The sequence below is a fragment of the Rhodopirellula sp. MGV genome, assembly GCF_002251265.1.
Taxonomy (GTDB): domain Bacteria; phylum Planctomycetota; class Planctomycetia; order Pirellulales; family Pirellulaceae; genus Stieleria; species Stieleria baltica_A.
In genome coordinates, this window is sequence record NZ_NPDI01000005.1 from 44861 (window position 1) to 63607 (window position 18747).

At 54.8% G+C, this 18747-nt stretch carries 15 protein-coding genes; 9 read left to right on the forward strand and 6 right to left on the reverse strand.

All coding sequences use genetic code 11. The features are described from left to right. Positions 1–23 precede the first annotated feature (23 nt). Together CGZ80_RS02620 and CGZ80_RS02625 are read left to right on the forward strand one after the other, a co-directional pair. The gene (locus tag CGZ80_RS02620; protein ID WP_094411212.1) at positions 24–3614 is read left to right on the forward strand and encodes a VWA domain-containing protein; all 3591 of its coding nucleotides are present in this window, start codon (positions 24–26) and stop codon (positions 3612–3614) included. Beyond that, positions 3614–5497 carry a BatD family protein gene (locus CGZ80_RS02625; RefSeq protein WP_094411213.1) on the forward strand — a complete coding sequence of 628 codons (1884 nt, stop codon included), beginning with the start codon at positions 3614–3616 and terminating at the stop codon, positions 5495–5497. Before CGZ80_RS02620 ends, CGZ80_RS02625 begins: the two co-directional genes overlap by 1 nt. Positions 5498–5522: 25 nt before the next feature. Here the strand turns inward: CGZ80_RS02625 and CGZ80_RS02630 are convergent, their stop codons facing one another. Next, positions 5523–7646: a carbamoyltransferase gene (locus CGZ80_RS02630; protein ID WP_094411214.1), complete on the reverse strand. Its 2124-nt coding sequence runs from the start codon at positions 7644–7646 to the stop codon at positions 5523–5525. 284 nt (positions 7647–7930) lie between these two features. On the opposite strand from CGZ80_RS02630, the gene CGZ80_RS02635 reads away from it, so the two are divergent. Next, the gene (locus CGZ80_RS02635; RefSeq protein WP_143543707.1) at positions 7931–8716 is read left to right on the forward strand and encodes a hypothetical protein; all 786 of its coding nucleotides are present in this window, start codon (positions 7931–7933) and stop codon (positions 8714–8716) included. A 447-nt stretch (positions 8717–9163) separates the two neighbouring features. Here CGZ80_RS02635 and CGZ80_RS28205 read toward each other — a convergent pair whose 3' ends face one another. Both CGZ80_RS28205 and CGZ80_RS02645 read right to left on the reverse strand, forming a co-directional pair. Continuing rightward, positions 9164–9304: a hypothetical protein gene (locus tag CGZ80_RS28205; RefSeq protein ID WP_198953614.1), complete on the reverse strand. Its 141-nt coding sequence runs from the start codon at positions 9302–9304 to the stop codon at positions 9164–9166. Positions 9305–9484: 180 nt separating this feature from the next. Beyond that, positions 9485–10657: an AraC family transcriptional regulator gene (locus CGZ80_RS02645; RefSeq protein WP_198953615.1), complete on the reverse strand. Its 1173-nt coding sequence runs from the start codon at positions 10655–10657 to the stop codon at positions 9485–9487. Positions 10658–10966: 309 nt separating this feature from the next. Here CGZ80_RS02645 and CGZ80_RS02655 point away from each other — a divergent pair, with 309 nt between their 5' ends. From CGZ80_RS02655 to CGZ80_RS02670, 6 genes are all read left to right on the forward strand, one after another. Beyond that, positions 10967–11482: a cupin domain-containing protein gene (locus tag CGZ80_RS02655; RefSeq protein WP_233148182.1), complete on the forward strand. Its 516-nt coding sequence runs from the start codon at positions 10967–10969 to the stop codon at positions 11480–11482. 6 nt (positions 11483–11488) lie between these two features. Further along, complete coding sequence (locus tag CGZ80_RS02660) at positions 11489–12238, forward strand: SDR family oxidoreductase (RefSeq protein WP_198953616.1); 750 nt, start codon at positions 11489–11491, stop codon at positions 12236–12238. A 40-nt stretch (positions 12239–12278) separates the two neighbouring features. Then, on the forward strand, positions 12279–12452 hold the full coding sequence (locus CGZ80_RS27485; RefSeq protein WP_143543709.1) for an SDR family NAD(P)-dependent oxidoreductase: 174 nt from the start codon (positions 12279–12281) through the stop codon (positions 12450–12452). A gap of 143 nt (positions 12453–12595) precedes the next feature. Beyond that, positions 12596–13528, forward strand: coding sequence for a PQQ-binding-like beta-propeller repeat protein (locus tag CGZ80_RS02665; protein WP_233148183.1), 933 nt, complete (start codon positions 12596–12598; stop codon positions 13526–13528). Then, positions 13525–13881, forward strand: a complete 357-nt coding sequence (locus tag CGZ80_RS28440; protein WP_233148184.1) for a hypothetical protein — start codon at positions 13525–13527, stop codon at positions 13879–13881. Before CGZ80_RS02665 ends, CGZ80_RS28440 begins: the two co-directional genes overlap by 4 nt. Positions 13882–14005: 124 nt before the next feature. Beyond that, entirely contained in the window at positions 14006–14419 is a 414-nt protein-coding gene (locus tag CGZ80_RS02670) for a GNAT family N-acetyltransferase (RefSeq protein ID WP_158222517.1), read from the forward strand. A 100-nt stretch (positions 14420–14519) separates the two neighbouring features. Here CGZ80_RS02670 and CGZ80_RS02675 read toward each other — a convergent pair whose 3' ends face one another. The 3 genes from CGZ80_RS02675 to CGZ80_RS02685 form a co-directional block, all read right to left on the reverse strand. Beyond that, positions 14520–15395, reverse strand: a complete 876-nt coding sequence (locus CGZ80_RS02675; protein ID WP_094411220.1) for a PEP-CTERM sorting domain-containing protein — start codon at positions 15393–15395, stop codon at positions 14520–14522. Positions 15396–15458: 63 nt separating this feature from the next. Further along, positions 15459–16043: an RNA polymerase sigma factor gene (locus CGZ80_RS02680; protein ID WP_158222518.1), complete on the reverse strand. Its 585-nt coding sequence runs from the start codon at positions 16041–16043 to the stop codon at positions 15459–15461. Between the two features lie 10 nt (positions 16044–16053). Continuing rightward, on the reverse strand, positions 16054–18456 hold the full coding sequence (locus tag CGZ80_RS02685) for a serine/threonine protein kinase (RefSeq protein WP_094411222.1): 2403 nt from the start codon (positions 18454–18456) through the stop codon (positions 16054–16056). Positions 18457–18747 lie beyond the last annotated feature (291 nt).

The window sequence follows — 18747 nt, forward strand, 5'->3', positions numbered from 1 at the left end:
ATTGCTGAATTCCAGAAACCACCATGAACAATTTTCGATTCGAATCGCCGAATTGGTCCGCCGCCTTCTGGGTGGTGCTGGTGGTATTTACGCTTTTGTTTTGGCTATTGCGACGACGTGCGACGGTGCTGTCGCAATTGGTCTCGGTGTTGATGCAGTCCCGTCTCGTCCGCCAGCCGTCAATGCTGCGTCGCATCCTGGTGCCGGGAATGTATGCCGCCGCGACGGTCTGCTTTGTTGTGGCGTTGATGCGACCACAATTTGGGATGACGACAATCAGCACGCCAAACGTCGGCGCCCAATTGATGTTTTGTTTGGATGTCAGCAAGTCGATGCTGGCGGAGGACGTAGCGCCCAACCGGTTGGAACGCGCGAAAGCCGACATAACAGATTTGTTGTCGTTCCTCGACGGCGACCAAGTCGGGCTGATCGCATTCGCCGGTCGAGCGAGCGTGTTGTGCCCGATGACAACGGATTACGGATTCTTTCGCTTGATTTTAGACGGTGCCGGTCCGAATAGCGTCGGTCGTGGTGGTACCAGTCTGGAAGAACCGCTTCGGAAAGCGATTGACGGCTATCGTGATGGGGGTGACGTCTCGCGAGTGATTGTCTTGATCACCGATGGCGAAGATCACGATTCGCGTCCGCTCGACGCCGCCGATGAAGCACGCCAACGCGGAATTCGAATCGTCGCCGTTGGGTTGGGCGATGAAGCAGGAAGCGAAATCCGAATCACCGACCCGCAAACCGGTGCGACCGAGCGGTTGCGTGACCAAGACGGCAGTCCTGTCGTTAGTCGTCTTGATGGGCAGACACTTCGTGAACTCGCACTCAAGACCGAAGGCGTCTACATCCCCGCTGGTACGGGGCGGTTGGATTTGAAGTCGATCTATGAAACTCACCTGCAACCGCTGGTACGTGACGAACTTGAAAGCGAACGCCGCGTGATTCGCCGTGAAGCATTTCAATGGGCAATTGTCGCTGGCTTGATCTTGACAGTGCTAGCGCTGATGATCGGCTCTCGACCCGCCGCTGTGAGCGATACCACGGCAATTGATGCCGCAAATGGCGATGGCAAGCGAGTCGTCAGCGCGATCTTGTTTACTGTCGCACTGTATTCTGTGGCACTGTTTTCCCACGAAGCTGCTGCGGCGAATCCTGAAACAGCATCATTGCCCAAGGTCGCGTCCGAAGCAGAAATCAAGCCGCCCGGAAGTGAAGTACCTGAATCGGTTCCCGTACGACAGATTTACAACGACGGGTTGGAATTGCTGCAAGGAACAACTGCCGAGCAAATCGACAAAGCGGAAACTCTGTTGACGGCGGCTCGTGATCGTTCTGATTCTGATGGCGAAGTTCGTTATCGGGCGACCTACAACTTGGGTTGGGTGGCCGTTCGAAGGGCAGATGCGAACGTCGAGAATGCACCCGAACAGGCGCTTCAGCAATTGCAGCAAGCGTCATCTTGGTTTCGCGATGCGATTCGCATCCGCCCCGAATCTGAGGCCGCTCGGCAAAACCTGGAAGTCGTACTGAAACGTATTATTCAACTGCGTGATCAAATCACGAAGCAAAACGAAGGTGATTTGCTGGAACAGATCACCACGATGATCGAGACCGTGCGTGGACAGCTAAACCAACTTCGTGGATTGGTCCAGCAAGTCACCAAGTCGGACGATCCGAACATCGTTGATCGGTATCGAGCCGAATTCAATCGCTTTGCGGTCGAGCATCGCGTGACCTTGTCTGATCTCGAAGGCCTAATCGAATTAGCCGCCGACGAAATTCAAACGTTGCAGACCAAAGACGATACGGAAAAGACCCCAGAGGACGCAGTCCGCGAGATGCAGTTGCAAGCGTCACTGGAACACCTGGGGGCGGCGGGGCAGCGGCTGGGCTCTGCCCGCAATCAACTCCGACGCCGCCAAGCAATGCGAGCCTTCCGTCGCGCCAATGCGAGCTTGGCAGAGCTGAAACGGGCACGCGAGCAATTGCTGGAACCGTTGGAAGTCTTGGACGGGATTTTGGCTGATTGTATGCCACTCGCACGCGAGACGGCTGCGATCGCCTTGCATCAACCCGACACACCGCTGCCCGCATGGATCGACCAGGATTACTTGGCAGAGAATCAAGTCGAACTTTCCACTCGGACCGGCGAACTGACAAGCCGTTTGCAAGCCGGTGTCGATGCAGCAAACACGTCCTCCGTCAGCACCGCAGATCATGGACAGGATGGTGCAGAAGATCCCGGGCAAAAGGAGATGATTGAACAGATCGGTCGTGCCCTGCCACACTTGGTCACCGCAGTGGATCAAATGCGTCAGTCGGAAAACGAACTTGCCGCGCCCCTGTACCAACAGTCGCTGGAGCATCAAGTGAACTCGATCGCGGCGTTGCAGCAAGCTCGTGAACAGTTTGCCGACTTGCGGACATTGATCGAATTGACCAGCGCCGATCAATCCATGCTCCGTGATGGTTTAGGGCAAATCAAAGAGTTGGAGAGCACGGGCACAGCCAACGATCCAGCTGAAGAATCGTCGGAGGAAACAAGTTCGGAGGAAGTTGACTCGTCGCCAGTGATGCCTTCCGAGGAGGAACTAAAGGAACTCTTGCAAGCTGTCTCCGAGAAGCAATCAAAAAACATTGTCCGCGCCGATCGTATCGCCGGGATGATTGCCAAGGAACTCGAAGCACTCCAGCAGGCTGCCAATACGCCACAGGAACCAACCCCTGGTTCTGATCCGTCAGCTCAGGACGATCAAGCGGCTGAGCAAGAGATCCAACGCTACGAGTTGGCGTCGGAATTGATCGGAAAGGTTGCCAACGAAATGAATGCCGCGGTGACGGCCATGAATGATCCAGCCGCAGAAGAAGATCCAGTAGAGGAGCAAGCATCAGTCGTTAGCGATGCTTTCGATCATGCGAACGCCGCGGCCGAATCGCTCGATGAACTTCGTCGGTTGTTTTTCACCTTGATCGAGCATCTGCGTGAGACTGCGAAAAAGCAGGCGGAATTGAACGACGAAACGCAAGAATCGGTAGGCACAGAAAGCGATCAAGACAACTCTGCCTCACAATTCCAGCAACTGGGGAAAAAGCAGGCTGACCTTTCGCAGGTTTCAAACGAACTGGCGTCGGCGTTCGAACAACAGGCACAACAGCAAGTTCAACAGCCGTCTCCAGACGAAGATACCCAGCAACCTGAACAGCAAGCCCAGCAACAAGAGATGGCGGAAAAACAACAACAGGCCGCCGAGTTGATTCGCCAAGGTAGCCAGTTGATGGATCAGGCTGTCACCGAGATGAACTCCGAATCAGATAGTCACGAGGCGGTGCTCGAACCGCAAGGTCAAGCGTTGCAAAAACTGTTTGAGGCGTTGCAGTTGTTGCAGCCTCCACAGAACAATGATCAAAACCAAGACCAAAATGATCAGCAACAACAAGACCAGTCGCAGCAAGAGCAACAGCAGAATCAGCAACAGCAGCAACAAGGCCAACAACAAATGGACCCTTCGCGCGTCCTGCAAGCAGTTCGGGACCGTGAAGCACAACGCCGTAAGGAACGCGAGCGAACGCAAAACGCGGGCCAGGTTCCGGTCGAGAAGGATTGGTAATGATTAAACAACGATCTTGGTTACCGTCGAACCGTTGGGCCGTCGTGTTGCTCGTCACGCTGTGCTGCAGCGTCGGTATTCAAGCGCAAGACGACGTCACTGTCGAAGCCGCGAAGCAACGTGGTCCCTATTACGTCGGCGTCGGCACGACAATCCAGTTCACTGTTCGCGGACTAGAAACAAAACCTGACCCGACTTGTGAAGTCATCAACGCCGATCCGGCAATTCAGGCTTCGGTTGCCGGGATCAGCCCGCGGATCATGCAACAGGTTTATCAATCGGGTGGTCGCATTCGGCGAATCCAACAGGTCACCTACGTGATCCAAATGCAGGTGATCGCCAGTCGCGCTGGACAGTACAGCGTTGGGCCGTTTGTGATTCGCCAAGATGGCGTGGAAAAACAAGTGGATCCGATCGAGATGACTTTCGAGTCTGTTCCGGCGACCGACCAGATGCGAGTCGCTTTGGAGTTGCCAGAAATCGCTTATCCGGACCAACGCGTCAAAGTAAAACTTCGATGGGCGGTGACCAGCGAATTGTCTGATATCCAGTCGCTCCATATCAGCTCGCCTGTCTTTGATCAGTTCCGCTTCGCGCCCGATCCGCCAGGTTCCCGTCAGTCCAATAAATTGCCGGTGCAAACGCCGCAAGGTAGTGTCGCGATTCCTGCGGAAGTCAGTTCAGAAACGATCGACGGAAAAGAGTTCACGGTGTTGACGGCCGAACGCACGCTCATTCCAGACCGACCCGGCGAATTCGAACTGGATCCCATCTCGGCAACAATTCGTGTCGTGACACAGTGGCAGCGACAACGATCCGGGCTCGATGACTTTGGCTTTGGCGGATCGCTTTTGGAAGAGGCGTTCGGCGGTCGGTCTCGTCCGATGGAAGTCAAGCTTTATCGCGCCGAAGGCAAGCCGCATCGGTTTCAAGTTAAGCCGTTCCCAAGTGCTGATCGTCCCGAAAGTTTTGCGGGGGCCGTCGGCTCGGGCTTCACGCTTGATGTCGCTGCCGACCGAACGGTAGTGCGCGCCGGTGACCCGATTCGATTGACAATTGATATCCGTGGCGATGGTAACTTGGAAAATGCAACGTTGCCGTCGTTATTCGCCGACGGCGGACTTTCCAAAGACCAATTCCGAGTTCCCGAGGGCGACGTACCTGGTGTTTTTGATCCAGACACGTTGACGAAAACGTTCGAGGTACTGGTCCGCGTCGAAGATGAAAATATTGATGAATTGCCAGCTCTTCGCTACTCGTGGTTCGATCCAAATAACGAAACGTACCAAACCACACTGTCGAGCCCGATTGCGCTACGAGTGAATCCGGCTTCGATGGTCACCGCCGACGCTGTGGTCAGTTCCGGAGCTCGAAAACGGACCGATGGGAACACGACCGATCAAACGATGGAGACAGTCGACCTGGGACGCGCCAGTTCGGACGGAATCAGTCCGTCCCAGGTTTTGTCCGGCGTCGATCTCAGTCTGACGACCGACGCCAATCGCTTGTTGGCCGCTCCAAGCGGATTACTCGCCAGCGGGGCATTTCAAGGTTCCGTCTATGTGATCGCTGCGCTGTGCCTGATTTGGATGATGGTCGGGAAACAGCGCAAACAGTCCGATCCCGCAGAGCGACAAGCCAAGACATTGGCAACACAACTTGGCCAGCAGATTCAGTCTGCCGCTAGCATGAATGCGAAAACCGGCGCGGCTCAGATCGCAGAAGCACTGCGCTCCGCGCTCCGTGAATTAGATGCCGTCGACCGCGAAGCGATTCAAGTGACAATCGCGAAATGCGAAGCGATCGAGTTTCGTCCTGATCCGGCATCGCAATCGACGCTGGACCCCGCATTGATCGACGAGGCAGCAAGGCATCTGCCCTAGGTCGATCATTCAACTGCATGGACAGTTATGCGACGCGTCGTCGGCGGCCGAACAAACCACGTTTTCCGATGAAACGTTCGATCGCTTCGTTTGACGCAGTAAATTCGGGCCCGAATTTTGAAATGTCCATCTCGGCAAGCGGTCCAAGATCGCGTGTTGTAAAACGATCGATTCGGCGTTGCAAATACGTTTTGGAATCCAGCTTTGGCAACAGATTAGGGTTATCGTGTTTGGAAATCCAGTAGCCGTCCAGCGCCAAGTAATCGACGTCCATATAGGCAAACGATTCCAACGCGTCTTCGGCTGTCTCGACAATCGCCTCGCCGTTCACGTTGAAGCTGGTGTTGATCACGATCGGCAGGTTGCTGAGTTTGTTGAACGCCGTGATGACGTTAAACAGGTCTGTGTTCTCGTCTTCACTGACCGACTGGACTCGTGCGGTGAGGTCTTCATGAACGATCGATGGCGCGAGCTGCTGTGTGTGCGCCAATGCTCGTCCGATCAGCAACATGAACGGGGACTCGTCTTCGAGTTCAAAGTAGTCGGCAACGCGATCTTTCAGACAGGCCGGAGCAAAGGGGCGGAACTCTTCGCGATGTTTGACACGAGCGTTTAGGATTTCTTTCATGTTGGCGAATCCCGGGTGTGCCAACAGCGAGCGGTGACCCAGCGCGCGGGGACCGAATTCGGCAGGCCCGACACAGCGGGCAACGATCGCGCCTTCGATCAACGCGGCAGCGATCGTGTCATGAATCGATTCGGGACGCGTCGCGACAACCTCGCGAGATTGGATCATCGCTTCGACTTCGGCGTTTTGGACGTCATGACCGAAGTAGCAAGATCGGATTCGTACCGGTTGAAGTTCGCTGGCGTTTGCGATCGCCAATTGTGCCGCGCCAACAGCACAACCGTCATCGGCCGCCGCTGGATAGATAAAGATGTCTTCGCAATCAGTTTCTTGGCGGATCTCTTCGTTCATCAAACCGTTCAGCGCCACACCGCCGGCAAGTGCGATGTCGCGATGGCCCGTTTTGGCGATCGCGTGCTTGGCCAAGTCGACGCCGATCGATTCGGTCAGAGCTTGGACAGAAGCGGCAAAGTCGAAGTGTTGTTGCAAGAACGGTTCGCCTGATGTTCTTGGGGCCAACAGTTCGTGCAGTTTTTCGGTGAACTGAAATGCAACGTGTCCGTGCGGGCCGAGCTCGCCAAGCCGCAGACATTCGGTTTCGTTGTACTGGACCGTTGCGTCGGGATTCACCGTCACCATGTCACGGAGTGCATCCAGGTAAACGGGTTTTCCATACGCAGACATGCCCATGACCTTGTATTCGTCACCCATCGTGAATCCCAGGTGCTGGGTCGCGAACAGGTAAAAAATACCAACGCTGTGCGGCCATCGCGTTTCGCTGACTCGGTGTAATTTGCCTGCCTGGGCGGAATAAACGGTGACGGTATCGGATTCGCCTTGGCCGTCGATGACCAGCACGGTTGCCGCGTCAAAGCCTGAATTGAAATATGCCGACGCGGCATGGGTTTCGTGGTGATTGAAATACTCGACCGGAAATCCTTCGGCGTAGTGGTCAATCGTGGAAGCGATCTGACGATATTTGACGGACCAGTTCCAATACCATGTGATGCGCCGAACCAAGGTGCGTGTCGTGTCGTCAGCGAGTGGCAGGCCGTCTAGGAAGCGACGGAGTTGAATCGCGGGTTCATTGGGAGGATCGATCGCGACGTATTCAAGCTTCGGCAACGCGGCATACAAGAAGTTCTTGATTTTGGTGGCGATGGATGCCGACGCAACACAGGTGTCGATGAAGTGATAAAGCGTCTTTTGAACGAACTCTTCGGCGCGAAAATTGACCGCGATCGAGCGGACCGCATACCCGCGATCTCGGGCGACATCACAACACTCTTTGATGCTGCCGATTGGGAAGTGCCAATCGTGCTTGCGGTTGCTCAATCGCTCTTCGGCGACTGCGTGTAAAACGCATCCGTTTCTTGCGTCAACCAGGGCGACAGCGGCGTCGTGACCGAATGCGCCCAGTCCCAGCACTGCTTCGGGGCGTCCGTCGTCGGTTACCGCAAGGTCTGGATAAGCGTCGCGAAGTTGGGCGCGCAAGCTGGGTGTCAATAAACCGGCGTTCATTCAATTGCCCCATTGAACGTGTATTTGCAGTGTGATTTGTGGCCTGTCGGAATGTTGCCCATTCGACGTGGCGTTGGTGTTGTTGTGCTCGTGGATTCCACAGTTGCCACAACCGGCGGATCCTAGGAACCCCGCACCCCTATGACAATGTTGATCTGAAGTGGCAGGAGTCCGACAAGGGCTTGTTAAACCTTGTCGGCGCAGATGTTTTTTATGGCCCGCTTGGGGGTGTGGTGGCGATAACGCGAAGGGGTTGAAGGTCTCACGCCAAATTGAGGTTCGCCGTGAAGTCGTCATCGTTCGCAGTGTTGTTACCTGCAAGAGAACTGCCGCATGCCCGGAGTCTGTTGAATGGCGGGATGCTGATCGCGCTCTGCCTGCTGAGCACCGGATGTCTGCCGTCGACTCGTGTGATCAAGAACCCTGGTGATCGCGACAAGGGTGTGCGGTACTATCGCCCCAAGCCGTTTTTAAAGCTCGCGCCGATGACCAACAAGGCGGGCGAGCCTGTCGACGGCTATGTCACGATCGAACAAACGGTGCTGCCAGACTACAGCGAAGAATATTCGATTCATGTCCGTAGCGGCCTGGGGAGCAACGAGACCGAAATCACGTTGACTGACGGATGGCGATTGGATTCGCTGAACGTCAACATCGATTCCAATTTTGACGAAAACGTCAAAGCGATCGCAGATCTGACAAAGTCTCTCCCGATCGCGACCAGCAACGCTGAGAAAGTACCGGTCAAAGCATCCAACGTGCCTCTTGGCTTATACGAAGCCGTTGTTTCAAAAGGATGCGATGGCAAAAAACGCTTGTACGGATATCGCTATGTCGGTTTCATGCCCTATTCCCCTTGTCCGGTCGAATCTTGCGGACTTGAGCAAACGTCATGCAACCAAGGGCAGATCTACGGTCTGATTTTTGAAGACGAGCGCATGGTCTTTCGGCCGCTGCATGACCTGATGCCAGGTCAGACCTCCGTCGCTGATCGATCGGCGGAGGAAGTTCATGATGAACCCGCGGTCATTGAAGACCCGATTGACGATCTGCCGCTCAACCAGTTTTAGAGACACGATCGCGTGGAGATCATTTGTCATCTAAGGCAGTTGACGGTTGATGAACTTGATCGTATCCGTCAGACGCTTGGTTTGCGCTACCACATGCGGCGGCAGGCCAAAGTGATCGCGATCGGGTTCGGCATAGCAGAACGCGGCGGAAAGTTAGACTTTGACCGACGCGATTGCATCATCTTTTATGTACGCAAGAAACGGGAGCGACTTCGTCAGCAGCTTTGCCTGCCAACCGAAGAACGAATTCGGGTGAAACGCGGGCGGCAGTTTGTCGAGGTCCGGTTGCCGACCGACGTGGTTGAATCTCCGCCGAAATTAATTGTGCCAACTGGACGCGGGATCCGGCATCTAAAACGCAACGAATCGGCGACCGCCGGTGCGGTGGTCGTTTGGCGAACGGCCTCACGTCGACAGTTTCACTGGGGTGTGCTTACGGCGGGGCATCTATTCCGCCATCGTACGCAAGTTCCCGAACAGGACAAGTTCGTCCGGATCAAAGCGACTCGCAACCGCGAAGTTCAAGGTCGCTTGATTATTTGTTCGAACGATCAAGATGGTGTCGACGCCGCTCTGATTCTCGTCCATCGCCAATCCTTGGTCACCGGCGAATTGATCACCGCCGGGCAGCGGACGCGTGGAAAGACCGTTCGCACATTGGAATCACTTGTCAACGACCAAGGCAACGAGGGGAGAACGCTCTCCGATCACAAGCGTCATCCCTTCCTGGTCACTAGGTATTTGCCTACGTTTGACGCTGTTTCGACGCTAGGAACGATCAAACATTTGTTGGACGTACGGAGCGAGAAACCGGGAACGTTTCGGCAAGGGACCTCTGGTTCGCTGTGGGTCATCGCTCGCCAGGCAAGTTGCCAACAGTGCATCGGATGGCAATCCCAATTCGCGAATGACAATTTTGTTCGGGGCGGCGGCCAAGCGATGGCAACGATCTTGGAGTGGTTGCATCAGCAACTGGCAAGTCTCCATGACGTCAGCGCCGAAGACATTGAATTGCGACTGGTCAGTCATCTCTGATGCGTCGCCTAGTATCACTTCAGTTCGCAGACAAGATCGTGTCGATATCTTGGCGCGGCGGGGCACCGAACATTCTCCGGTACTCTCGCTGAACTGCGACGGGCTTTCGTAACCCACGCGAAACGCCGCTTCGGCCGCGTCGAGTTTCTCGCCGATCATCAGGCTACGTGCTTCTTGAAGCCGCATCCGCTTTTGGTATTGCAGCGGCGTCATCGTCGTCACATTTTTGAAGTGTTGGTGAAAAGACGACGTGCTCAGTCCGACTTGCTCCGCCAAAGACTCGATCCGCAATGGATCTGCGAAGTGATCTTTCAGCCAACGAATGGCTCTCGCGATCCGATGGGCAGGTGCACCTGCAAGTGCGATCTGGCGCAGTCGCAAGCCTTGTGGACTGGTCAGCACCCGATGTGTGATTTCTTGCAACACGAGCGGCGCAAGCGGACGAACGCTTTGCGGCTCATCAAGCAGCTCCACCAACCGCGTCGCCGCATCCAATAATCGTGATTCGACCGGCGTCACCGCAAGACCACGTTCCGATGGGCCCACCGATGGAATGTCCGCGCCATCGGCCAACAACTCTCCGACGACTTTGGGGTCCAGCGATATCCTCAGCCCCAGATACGGTTTGCTTGCCGTCGCTTTTGAGACACGAGCGTCAACGGGCAGGTCAACGGACACGAGCAGAAACTGTGCCGGGTCAAGCGAGTACGTTTCGCCAGACAAATGGACTTCCTTCGAACCTTGCGCAACCATGCACAAGCAGGGCTCATAAAGGAGCGACGTCAGCTCTGTCGCCGAACTGAAGCACGAGAGATGTAGTTCGGGAATCGGACTGCCGATCGACTGGCCCATTTTTGAATGTCGCCGAATCCCATCAGCTAACTGCTGTATCGTTTGGTTTCCCATTTTTCCATCTCCAAAGCTCTGATCAGAGTTGCGTAGGATTAGGCAATGGCGTCGCACGATCGGGTGATCGTCAATAAGTTGCACGCGTTACACTCACTCTATCAAGCGAAATGCTTACAGAAAGCGGCGACGCGGCAATTTTCGATGTTTTTTGCGGCGCGATTAGACCCGGTTCTGGCGATGCTTTGGCGTCGAAAAAACGCGAAATCTGAAAGCCACGTAGGATTAGGCAATGAGCTGGGAGGATCGTTCTATCGCCTGATTTCGCCCCAGGCATACCATGGAGAGTAAAAGCGTGGAGTAAAACCAATGATTGATCGTCGAGGATTTTCCCAAGCTACGGGAGCCACCGCGATCGCCATGTTATTGCATGTCGAATTAGAAACACCAACGAAAGACCCCAAGGAGCAAACGATGGAAATCAAACGAAATGGCACGCAGGACTCGGCAGTGGGACCTTCCGATTGGTTCACCGGAACGACCCGCATTGATCCGCTGTTTAGTCCGCATGAACCGGCGCGAGCTGCAGCGGCATGCGTCACGTTCGAACCGGGGGCCCGCACGGCGTGGCACACTCACCCGCTGGGGCAAACACTGATCGTAACCTCTGGCGTCGGCCGGGTCCAAGTTTGGGGGCAAGCGATTCAAGAGATCCGCCCCGGTGACGTCGTTTGGTTCCCGCCTGGGGAGAAACACTGGCATGGTGCCTCGCCCAATACCGCAATGGCACACATCGCGATTCAAGAATCGCTCGATGGCAAAGTCGTCGAATGGATGGAACATGTCACCGACGACCAATACGAAAACGAATCTGACAATAGGTAAACAATGATGAGCAATCAAAATATCAGTGGAAAAGTAGTCGTGATTACAGGCGCCAGCAGCGGACTGGGGGAAGCCACCGCGCGGCACCTCGCTGCTGCCGGTGCGATCGTCGTTCTCGCGGCCCGTCGCGAAGACCGTATCAACGAACTAGCCAAGGAATTAACCGATGGCGGCGCAAAAGCGATTGCGGTGAAGACCGACGTGACCGATAGCGTACAAGTCAAACATTTGGTCGACACCGCGGTCGATACGTTCGGTCGCATCGACGTCATGCTTAACAACGCGGGTTTGATGCAGCAATCGCCACTGGAGGCATTTAAGGTCGACGAGTGGGATAACATGATTGACGTCAATATCAAGGGCGTCTTGTACGGTATCGCGGCCGCATTGCCGCATATGAAGCGACAGCACTCGGGTCAGATCATCAATGTCTCGTCGGTTGCCGGCCACAAGGTGACGCCTTCGGGAGCGGTTTATTGTGCAACAAAGCACGCCGTCCGCGCGATTTCAGAAGGCCTTCGAACAGAGGTCAAGGCATACAACTTGCGTACCACCGTGATCTCGCCAGGGGCGGTCGCGACGGAGCTGCCGACACACATCACACATGAAGAGTCGCACGAAGGCATTAACGAGTACTATGCCCAAGTCGCGGTTGCTCCCGAATCGTTCGCTCGTGCAGTCGCTTTCGCCATCGAACAACCCGAAGACGTCGACATCAACGAAATCCTCTACCGACCGACAAAGCAAGAGCTTTGATTGAGGCACTGTACCAAGCTCATCATTGAGAAGCGGTGGAATGAAAACCAATTTTGAAAACCGTGTTGCTTTGGTAACCGGTGCGGCAACCGGAATGGGGCTCGCAACGACCAAAGCCTGTTCCCAAGCCGGCGCTATCGTCGTTCTGGCCGACAGTCGCGAAGAGCTAATTGGTCAAGAAGAAAAGGATCTCAATGAATCGGGGCATAGGTGATCGCGGTTCACTCCGCTATCAGCGACGAAGCTCAGGTCGAAGCAATGATCGATGGTCGGACGACCGTCGGTTAAAGCGAAGTCGCCTTGCGAAAGTCGTTTCCGACTTTGTTCAATCAATGCATTTATCCAAAGGAGATTTTGATGCGAATTGCACTGATCACGACATTGGTTTGCTGCGGTCTCTCGGTCACAAGATCGGCTCATAGCGACGATTGGCCCCGCTGGGGTGGTCCCAATCGCAACGCCGTCTCGGACGAAAAGGGATTGCTACAACAATGGCCAGAGCAAGGACCTCCACTCGTATGGAAAACCACCGGGATTGGCGAAGGGATGGGCGGTGTTGCGGTTAGCGAAGGCCGGATATACACCACAGGCGACATTGATGGGACCGCTTGGCTGATTGCGCTTCGTGAAGATGACGGCAGCCAAATCTGGAAGGCCAAGATCGGCAGTGGCGGCAACCCCGGTTTTATCTTTCAACCCGATGGACCACGTGCAACGCCGACTATCGAAGACAATCGCATTTACGCTTTGGGGCAGTATGGTGACTTCGTCTGCTTCACGTTGGACGGCAAGGAGGTTTGGCGGAAACACTATGTGGATGACTTTGGCGGGGTGATGCCAAAATGGGGTTACAGTGAATCGCCTTTAGTCGATGGGGACCAGATACTGTGTGTTCCCGGTGGATCAGAGGTGACTATGGTCGCCATCAACAAGAAAACGGCCGAAACGATTTGGAAGTGCCAAGTTCCGGCTGGCGAGTTCAACCCACGTTATGGAAATGATTCCGCAGCAGGCTATTCCTCGGCAATCGTGTTCGAATTTGCTGGAATCCGGCAATACGCCCAGTTCACCGCGACAACGCTGGCAGGAGTAGAAGCTTCAACGGGAAAGCTGCTGTGGCGCTATGATAAGCCAGCGAATACCCATCGAATCCCATGCTCGACGCCAATCTATCTCGACGGAGTCTCTTTGCCGCGACGGCATACGACGCTGGGGGAGGCGCAGCAAAACTTGCTGCCGATGGCCAGGGCGGTGTCACTGCCGACGAAGTTTGGTTCAACCCGATCATGAAAAACCATCACGGAGGCATGATCATCGCAGATGGATGCCTATACGGGGCGGCGGGAGGCAATCGTGGCGGGTTCCTCGTCTGCCTTGACCGCGAATCGGGCGACAGGCTTTGGGCGGAGCGTGAAGCGCCCAAGGGATCGTTGATGATGGCCGACGGTCGTCTGTATCAGCGTGTCGAGAATGGCACCATGATCTTGATTGAGCCGAACCGAAACAAATACATCGAGCGTGGCCGGTTCGAACAACCAGATCGATCTCGCAGTCCCGCATGGCCTCACCCGGTCATCGCCAATGGGAAGTTGTACCTCCGCGACCAAGGCATGCTACTCTGTTATGACGTTGCCGCGAATTAGTCGTCGCAATCGAAATGGCAAAGTTGAGGTATTGGTCTGAACGGTTTTGGAACGCAAAATGCTAGTGGGCGTCACAAGGCGTTCAAAGGTTGTTTTCAATTCGAGATTGCAGACTCGTCCTCCCATGCCAGAAATCCTAGTTTCCGATTCCCACGCCGAAGTGCGTGAGCAGATTTCACGGTTGCTTTCCCAAGCGACCGAAGCATCCGGTCAGACGTTTTCACCGCGTGCGATCACGCTGGCGCTGATGGATTCTGATCGGGTCGTCGGAGGTCTTTCGGGGACAACGAACTGGGAATGGCTTTACATCGAAACGCTGGCGGTCGCACCCGAATTTCAGAAGCAAGGCTTTGCAAAACAGCTCGTTATGAAAGCGGAAGAGATCGCACGTGAACGCGGCTGCTGCGGAAGCTGGGTCGATACCTTCACCTTTCAAGTCCCCACGTTCTATCTCGCCTTGGGGTACGAGAAATTCGGTGAGTTGCCGAACTATCCCAAAGGCCATTCACGCATCTTCTTGCGCAAACTGTTCATCTAACCCTGAGCGAGCGCGGCGTCGTCCACTCTCGTTGTGTGAAAGTCGCGATTGTTCCTTTTACATTTGATGTGCTCAAGGCGACTTATCACTCCGCCTGGAATCATTCATGGACGCTTGCTGTCGTCGTTCGGCTTCGCCGACGTGTTGCCGCTACGGCACTTCCGGCGAATAGGAGTAGCAGAGCTGAAGGTTCCGGGATCGCTGTTACATTGAAACTGAGCGTGGGCGCGAATTCGGGTGTCAGGGCGTCCGAGCCTAGGAACTGCATCCCGGCATCAGGTGTCGATTCGGCAGCTGCGATGCCAATGCGAAGTCGCTCACCATTATTGATCGCGGATAACAATCGAGTTTGGTTGTCGCCACTAAATGTCAAGTCGACGTCCCAAGGCGTATGGTTGTCTTGCGCCGCAACAAACGAAACGGTCGCTAGTCGGTTCGTACTCGGGTCGAATGCGGGGTCGATGGCGTGGATGCCGTTTTGCCCCCGTTGATAGACTGGCGTGCCATCAACATTGATGGATGCGTCGGTCAACTGATCGCTGCGGTTTCTCAGCAAGTAAAACTCAAAGTCACCGCTTTTGGTCCAATAGCGAGTCTCTTCGATCAACCGCATCGAAAGTATGTTGACGTCTGTGACCGTTGACAGAGGCTCATCAAACTGAAAATCAAGCACTGCAAACGCTTGCAACCCACCCATTCCTGAATCAGTCCCGCGTACCGAGGTGAAGTAGCGAAGGGTGTCGCCAAAAACGTCGCCGTAGATTCCACTATCTCGGTCCGTCGACAATGCGTTCGCAAGTCTCACTTCTGTGGTCGACATCAGCGTGACTGTGTCTGCATGAACGGCTCCGCATGCCGAAAAAGAAATCACAGTAAATAAGACGATGCTTTCGACCAGCATTCGTTGGATGAATCGTGTGACTGTTGGTGGCAAGCATACAAGGTAATGCTGCATCGGGATGAATGTGTTTTTCATGAAGGATGTCAGGTGTGAGAACTTGAGAACGGAGTGATCAAAATCGACGTTGTTGTGAACGATCTACTCGACTAGGCCACGGATCTCTTCACGGATCCGTCTTGTCAGTCGGCTTTTGGCCAATAGCACGACGTTCACCGTGACACCGAGTTCCTGTGCGACTGCCGCAGCCGGCATGCCTTCGAGTACGTGCTTTTGAAATGCCTTCCAAGTGTCAGGCTTGACTTCGGCTCTGACGATCGAGGCGGCGTGAAAAAAGACCGCGTGGTCGTGGTGACGATCAAAGTCTGCGGTTTCTCGACTGTTTGGATCCGCCAACTGCTCGATATGTTCTGTTAGTTTGTCGATTTGCCCAGCGGCAAGTGGTGTCTTTTGCGCTCGTCGCATTGCGTATCGCAACTGGTTGAGAACGACGCCACGAAGAAACGCGCGGAATGATCCCGTTCGCTGTCGCTGAAAGTCCGGCAACTCACGGACCAGAACACACAGGACTTCCTGGACGATATTTTCAGATTGATTGACCAGAATCGGGTAGCTTGAGATTCGCTGATACATGAACGGCCGATAGATCTCGATCAGTCGTTTCCAATCGTCGTCACTTGCATCGTCCGCGATCCGTTGCAAAAGGCTGATCGATGTTTCTTGCATGATGTCCGTCCTAGTCCTTTGCCATTGCGAGTGCCATAGCCTTGGCATATCGCTCTGCTTCTTCGTCATTGCCGAGCTCCAAAATCGAGATCTCTCGGAAGACGTCTTCTGCTGCAGGAGGCTTGGCAAGCAAGATCCCACCGTGATCGACGCGGTCAAGCGGATCGGTTGCAGAGCAGATGAATCGGCCGTCGAGAAACAGTTCAATCGCGGGGCCGTAGACGATGTATTCGATCATGTGGAATTCGTCCCGTGTCATACTCTGTCCCGGAGCGTGCTGGTGGTACACCAGTCGATTTTGGTCGAAGTACGGAACCCCGATTTTCCCATCCGGGTATCCGGGAAAGGGACGCACCAAGATTCCCATCAGGCCGAACGGCACAACCTGATGCAAGACTCCCGCGTGTGGTCGATGGCCACCAAGCATCGCTCTCCAGCCGATCTTGTCAGTACCAATTTGATTCGCACGCAGCACGAAATGCTGGTTCCACTTGGACGCCTCATCCGCCGAATCGATCATCATTTCGATTCGCAGGTGAAAGTTGCGAAAGTCCCTGCGTTTGGTCTGCAACATGATGTTGGGACTGGCGTTGCCGCGTAAAACGAAGGTGTCGTTGTTGGCGTCAATGTGGTAGTCAAGGCCGTCGGTTTCTAGGTTTGAAATGACGCGTTGTTCGTTGATCCCAGTGCCCCCACCGAGTATGTATTCGCGTGATCGTGTGGGCTGAATCACAGCCAGTTCTGGAAGCTTGGCAAGATCGCCAGTCGCGGACGAGACGACTTCAGGCGAAACACCACTGGGAGCAAGACTGCGAGTTTCGTCGATTGTGACCAACAGCGTTACTTCGCCTCCGTCAGGAATGCGAATGCTTGTCTCTAGCAGCGTTTGCCCTGACTGTGCCACCGTGAGTTCGCGTTCGCCCTGGTCGACTTGCACGGTTCCTTGGATTCCCGATCGCTTGACGACCGCCGGATCACCATCCACGAAAACGACTGCTTCGGCAGGCAAGTTGGAGATCACAACGGTCCCCTTCTGGTCCGTTGAGAGACTACGGCTCAGTCCCAAGAGCGACACCAGGACTGCCAAGCAAGCGACGAGTGCGATGACACGAGTTCGCTTTTTTGAATCACTCCGATTGTCAAAGCGACGGATGTTGTCAGCGGATGAGAGGACCGAGTTGTTCGTTTGGTCTCGCGGTTCGACTTGAGTGTCGATGGAATCCTCTCGCCCAATTCTTGACGCTGATGAATCATCTGCCGAAGTCTCGCGTCGGGCATGCGGTGTGAGTGCCTCGGCGACTTCGATTGGTGTTCTAAAGCGGCTACTGGGATCTTTGTGAAGCAATCTTGCGACAAGATCTGCCAATGACTTGGGGACTTCTGGGCGAATGCGATCGATTGCGGGCGGGATGGTTTGCGAGTGCGCGAACACCAATTCGCCCGTGGAGCCTGTAAAAGGCGGATGTCCAACGATCATGTGATAGAGCGTGCATCCGAGCGAATAGAGATCCGACCGGATATCTGCGGACGCGGCGTCGCGACATTGCTCCGGTGCAATGTATTCCAAGGTCCCTAATAAAATCCCATCGTCTGTTAACGCTTTGCCGATTTCGCCTGTTTGGGTCCCGCCGCAATTGGTCAGGCGGGCGAGCCCAAAGTCGAGGATCTTGGCTTTGATCTTTCCATCTGCCTTGCTGAGCATGATGTTCGAAGGTTTGATATCGCGGTGGACCAGGCCATGGTCCATCGCATGTTGTAGTCCGAGGCAGATCTTGATCGCGATCGCACAGGCGATATGAACTGGCAGTGGTCCACTGTTTGCGATGACTTGATGCAGGTTTTTGCCGGGGACATATTCCATACATAAAACGATCGTGCTACGAAGTTGCATGACCGAATAGCAGCGTACGATCGATTCATGGTTCGTTGCGGCGATGCATTTGATCTCTTGCTCAAACCGTTTTCGGGCCTCCTGATTGACGATCAGTCGTTCATTAAGAACCTTCAAGACCTCTTTTCGACCGGTCAGCGTGTGCCGTGCGAGATAGAGAACCCCCATTCCTCCGCGGCCGATTTCCTTCAAGTCGGTGAAATCCGATAGGCTTTCGAGTTCGTTGCGGACTTTCGAGTCGAGTTGGGCTGGCACCGCGATCAACTCGGTTTCTCCAAGCGGTTCGCCAGCAAGTTGGCTCGACAATGATTTGTCGGACACCAATTGGCCATGGTCACGCATTTTTGCGATGACCGAGTCAACGGAAATCGCGGCGACCTGGGCAGCCAAATCGGGTGATTTCTCCAGTGCATCAAGGACGCGTAGTTCTTGTTTTTCGTCAAGTTGACCTTTCGCAAAAGCGCGCAGAGTCTCCTGCGAGATTTGAAAACGTTCGATCGCCTCGAGTGCTTCATCATTCATGGTGCCGGCCAGCGTCGCAGATTCATCAAAAGGCAGAACAGCCTCCCCATCTTAAGGCGCGCAGGTTTCATTTACTGTCACGCAAAAATCAAAAACTTTGCTACCGAGCCACCGTCGAGCGGCCAAAACGGTTCGTGCCGGTCGGAAACTGCCGTCATACAGCCCAAATCGCCTCGAAAAATCACGGCGATGCTCACTGTCCGCGGAGTAGCAACCGAAAGGGGGATTGCTACGGAAAGCATCAGGAACCATATCGCCAAGCAATGCGTTTGTTTGTCATTTCGGCTTCAG

Bases quoted from the DNA above. Each gene is read 5' to 3' on its own strand.
- CGZ80_RS02620 (WP_094411212.1), top strand. From the start codon at position 24: ATGAACAATTTTCGATTCGAATCGCCGAATTGGTCCGCCGCCTTCTGG.
- CGZ80_RS02625 (WP_094411213.1), top strand. From the start codon at position 3,614: ATGATTAAACAACGATCTTGGTTACCGTCGAACCGTTGGGCCGTCGTG.
- CGZ80_RS02630 (WP_094411214.1), bottom strand. From the start codon at position 7,646: ATGAACGCCGGTTTATTGACACCCAGCTTGCGCGCCCAACTTCGCGAC.
- CGZ80_RS28205 (WP_198953614.1), bottom strand. From the start codon at position 9,304: ATGGACGAGAATCAGAGCGGCGTCGACACCATCTTGATCGTTCGAACA.
- CGZ80_RS02645 (WP_198953615.1), bottom strand. From the start codon at position 10,657: ATGGGAAACCAAACGATACAGCAGTTAGCTGATGGGATTCGGCGACAT.
- CGZ80_RS02655 (WP_233148182.1), top strand. From the start codon at position 10,967: ATGATTGATCGTCGAGGATTTTCCCAAGCTACGGGAGCCACCGCGATC.
- CGZ80_RS02660 (WP_198953616.1), top strand. From the start codon at position 11,489: ATGAGCAATCAAAATATCAGTGGAAAAGTAGTCGTGATTACAGGCGCC.
- CGZ80_RS27485 (WP_143543709.1), top strand. From the start codon at position 12,279: ATGAAAACCAATTTTGAAAACCGTGTTGCTTTGGTAACCGGTGCGGCA.
- CGZ80_RS02665 (WP_233148183.1), top strand. From the start codon at position 12,596: ATGCGAATTGCACTGATCACGACATTGGTTTGCTGCGGTCTCTCGGTC.
- CGZ80_RS28440 (WP_233148184.1), top strand. From the start codon at position 13,525: ATGAAAAACCATCACGGAGGCATGATCATCGCAGATGGATGCCTATAC.
- CGZ80_RS02670 (WP_158222517.1), top strand. From the start codon at position 14,006: ATGCCAGAAATCCTAGTTTCCGATTCCCACGCCGAAGTGCGTGAGCAG.
- CGZ80_RS02675 (WP_094411220.1), bottom strand. From the start codon at position 15,395: ATGAAAAACACATTCATCCCGATGCAGCATTACCTTGTATGCTTGCCA.
- CGZ80_RS02680 (WP_158222518.1), bottom strand. From the start codon at position 16,043: ATGCAAGAAACATCGATCAGCCTTTTGCAACGGATCGCGGACGATGCA.
- CGZ80_RS02685 (WP_094411222.1), bottom strand. From the start codon at position 18,456: ATGAATGATGAAGCACTCGAGGCGATCGAACGTTTTCAAATCTCGCAG.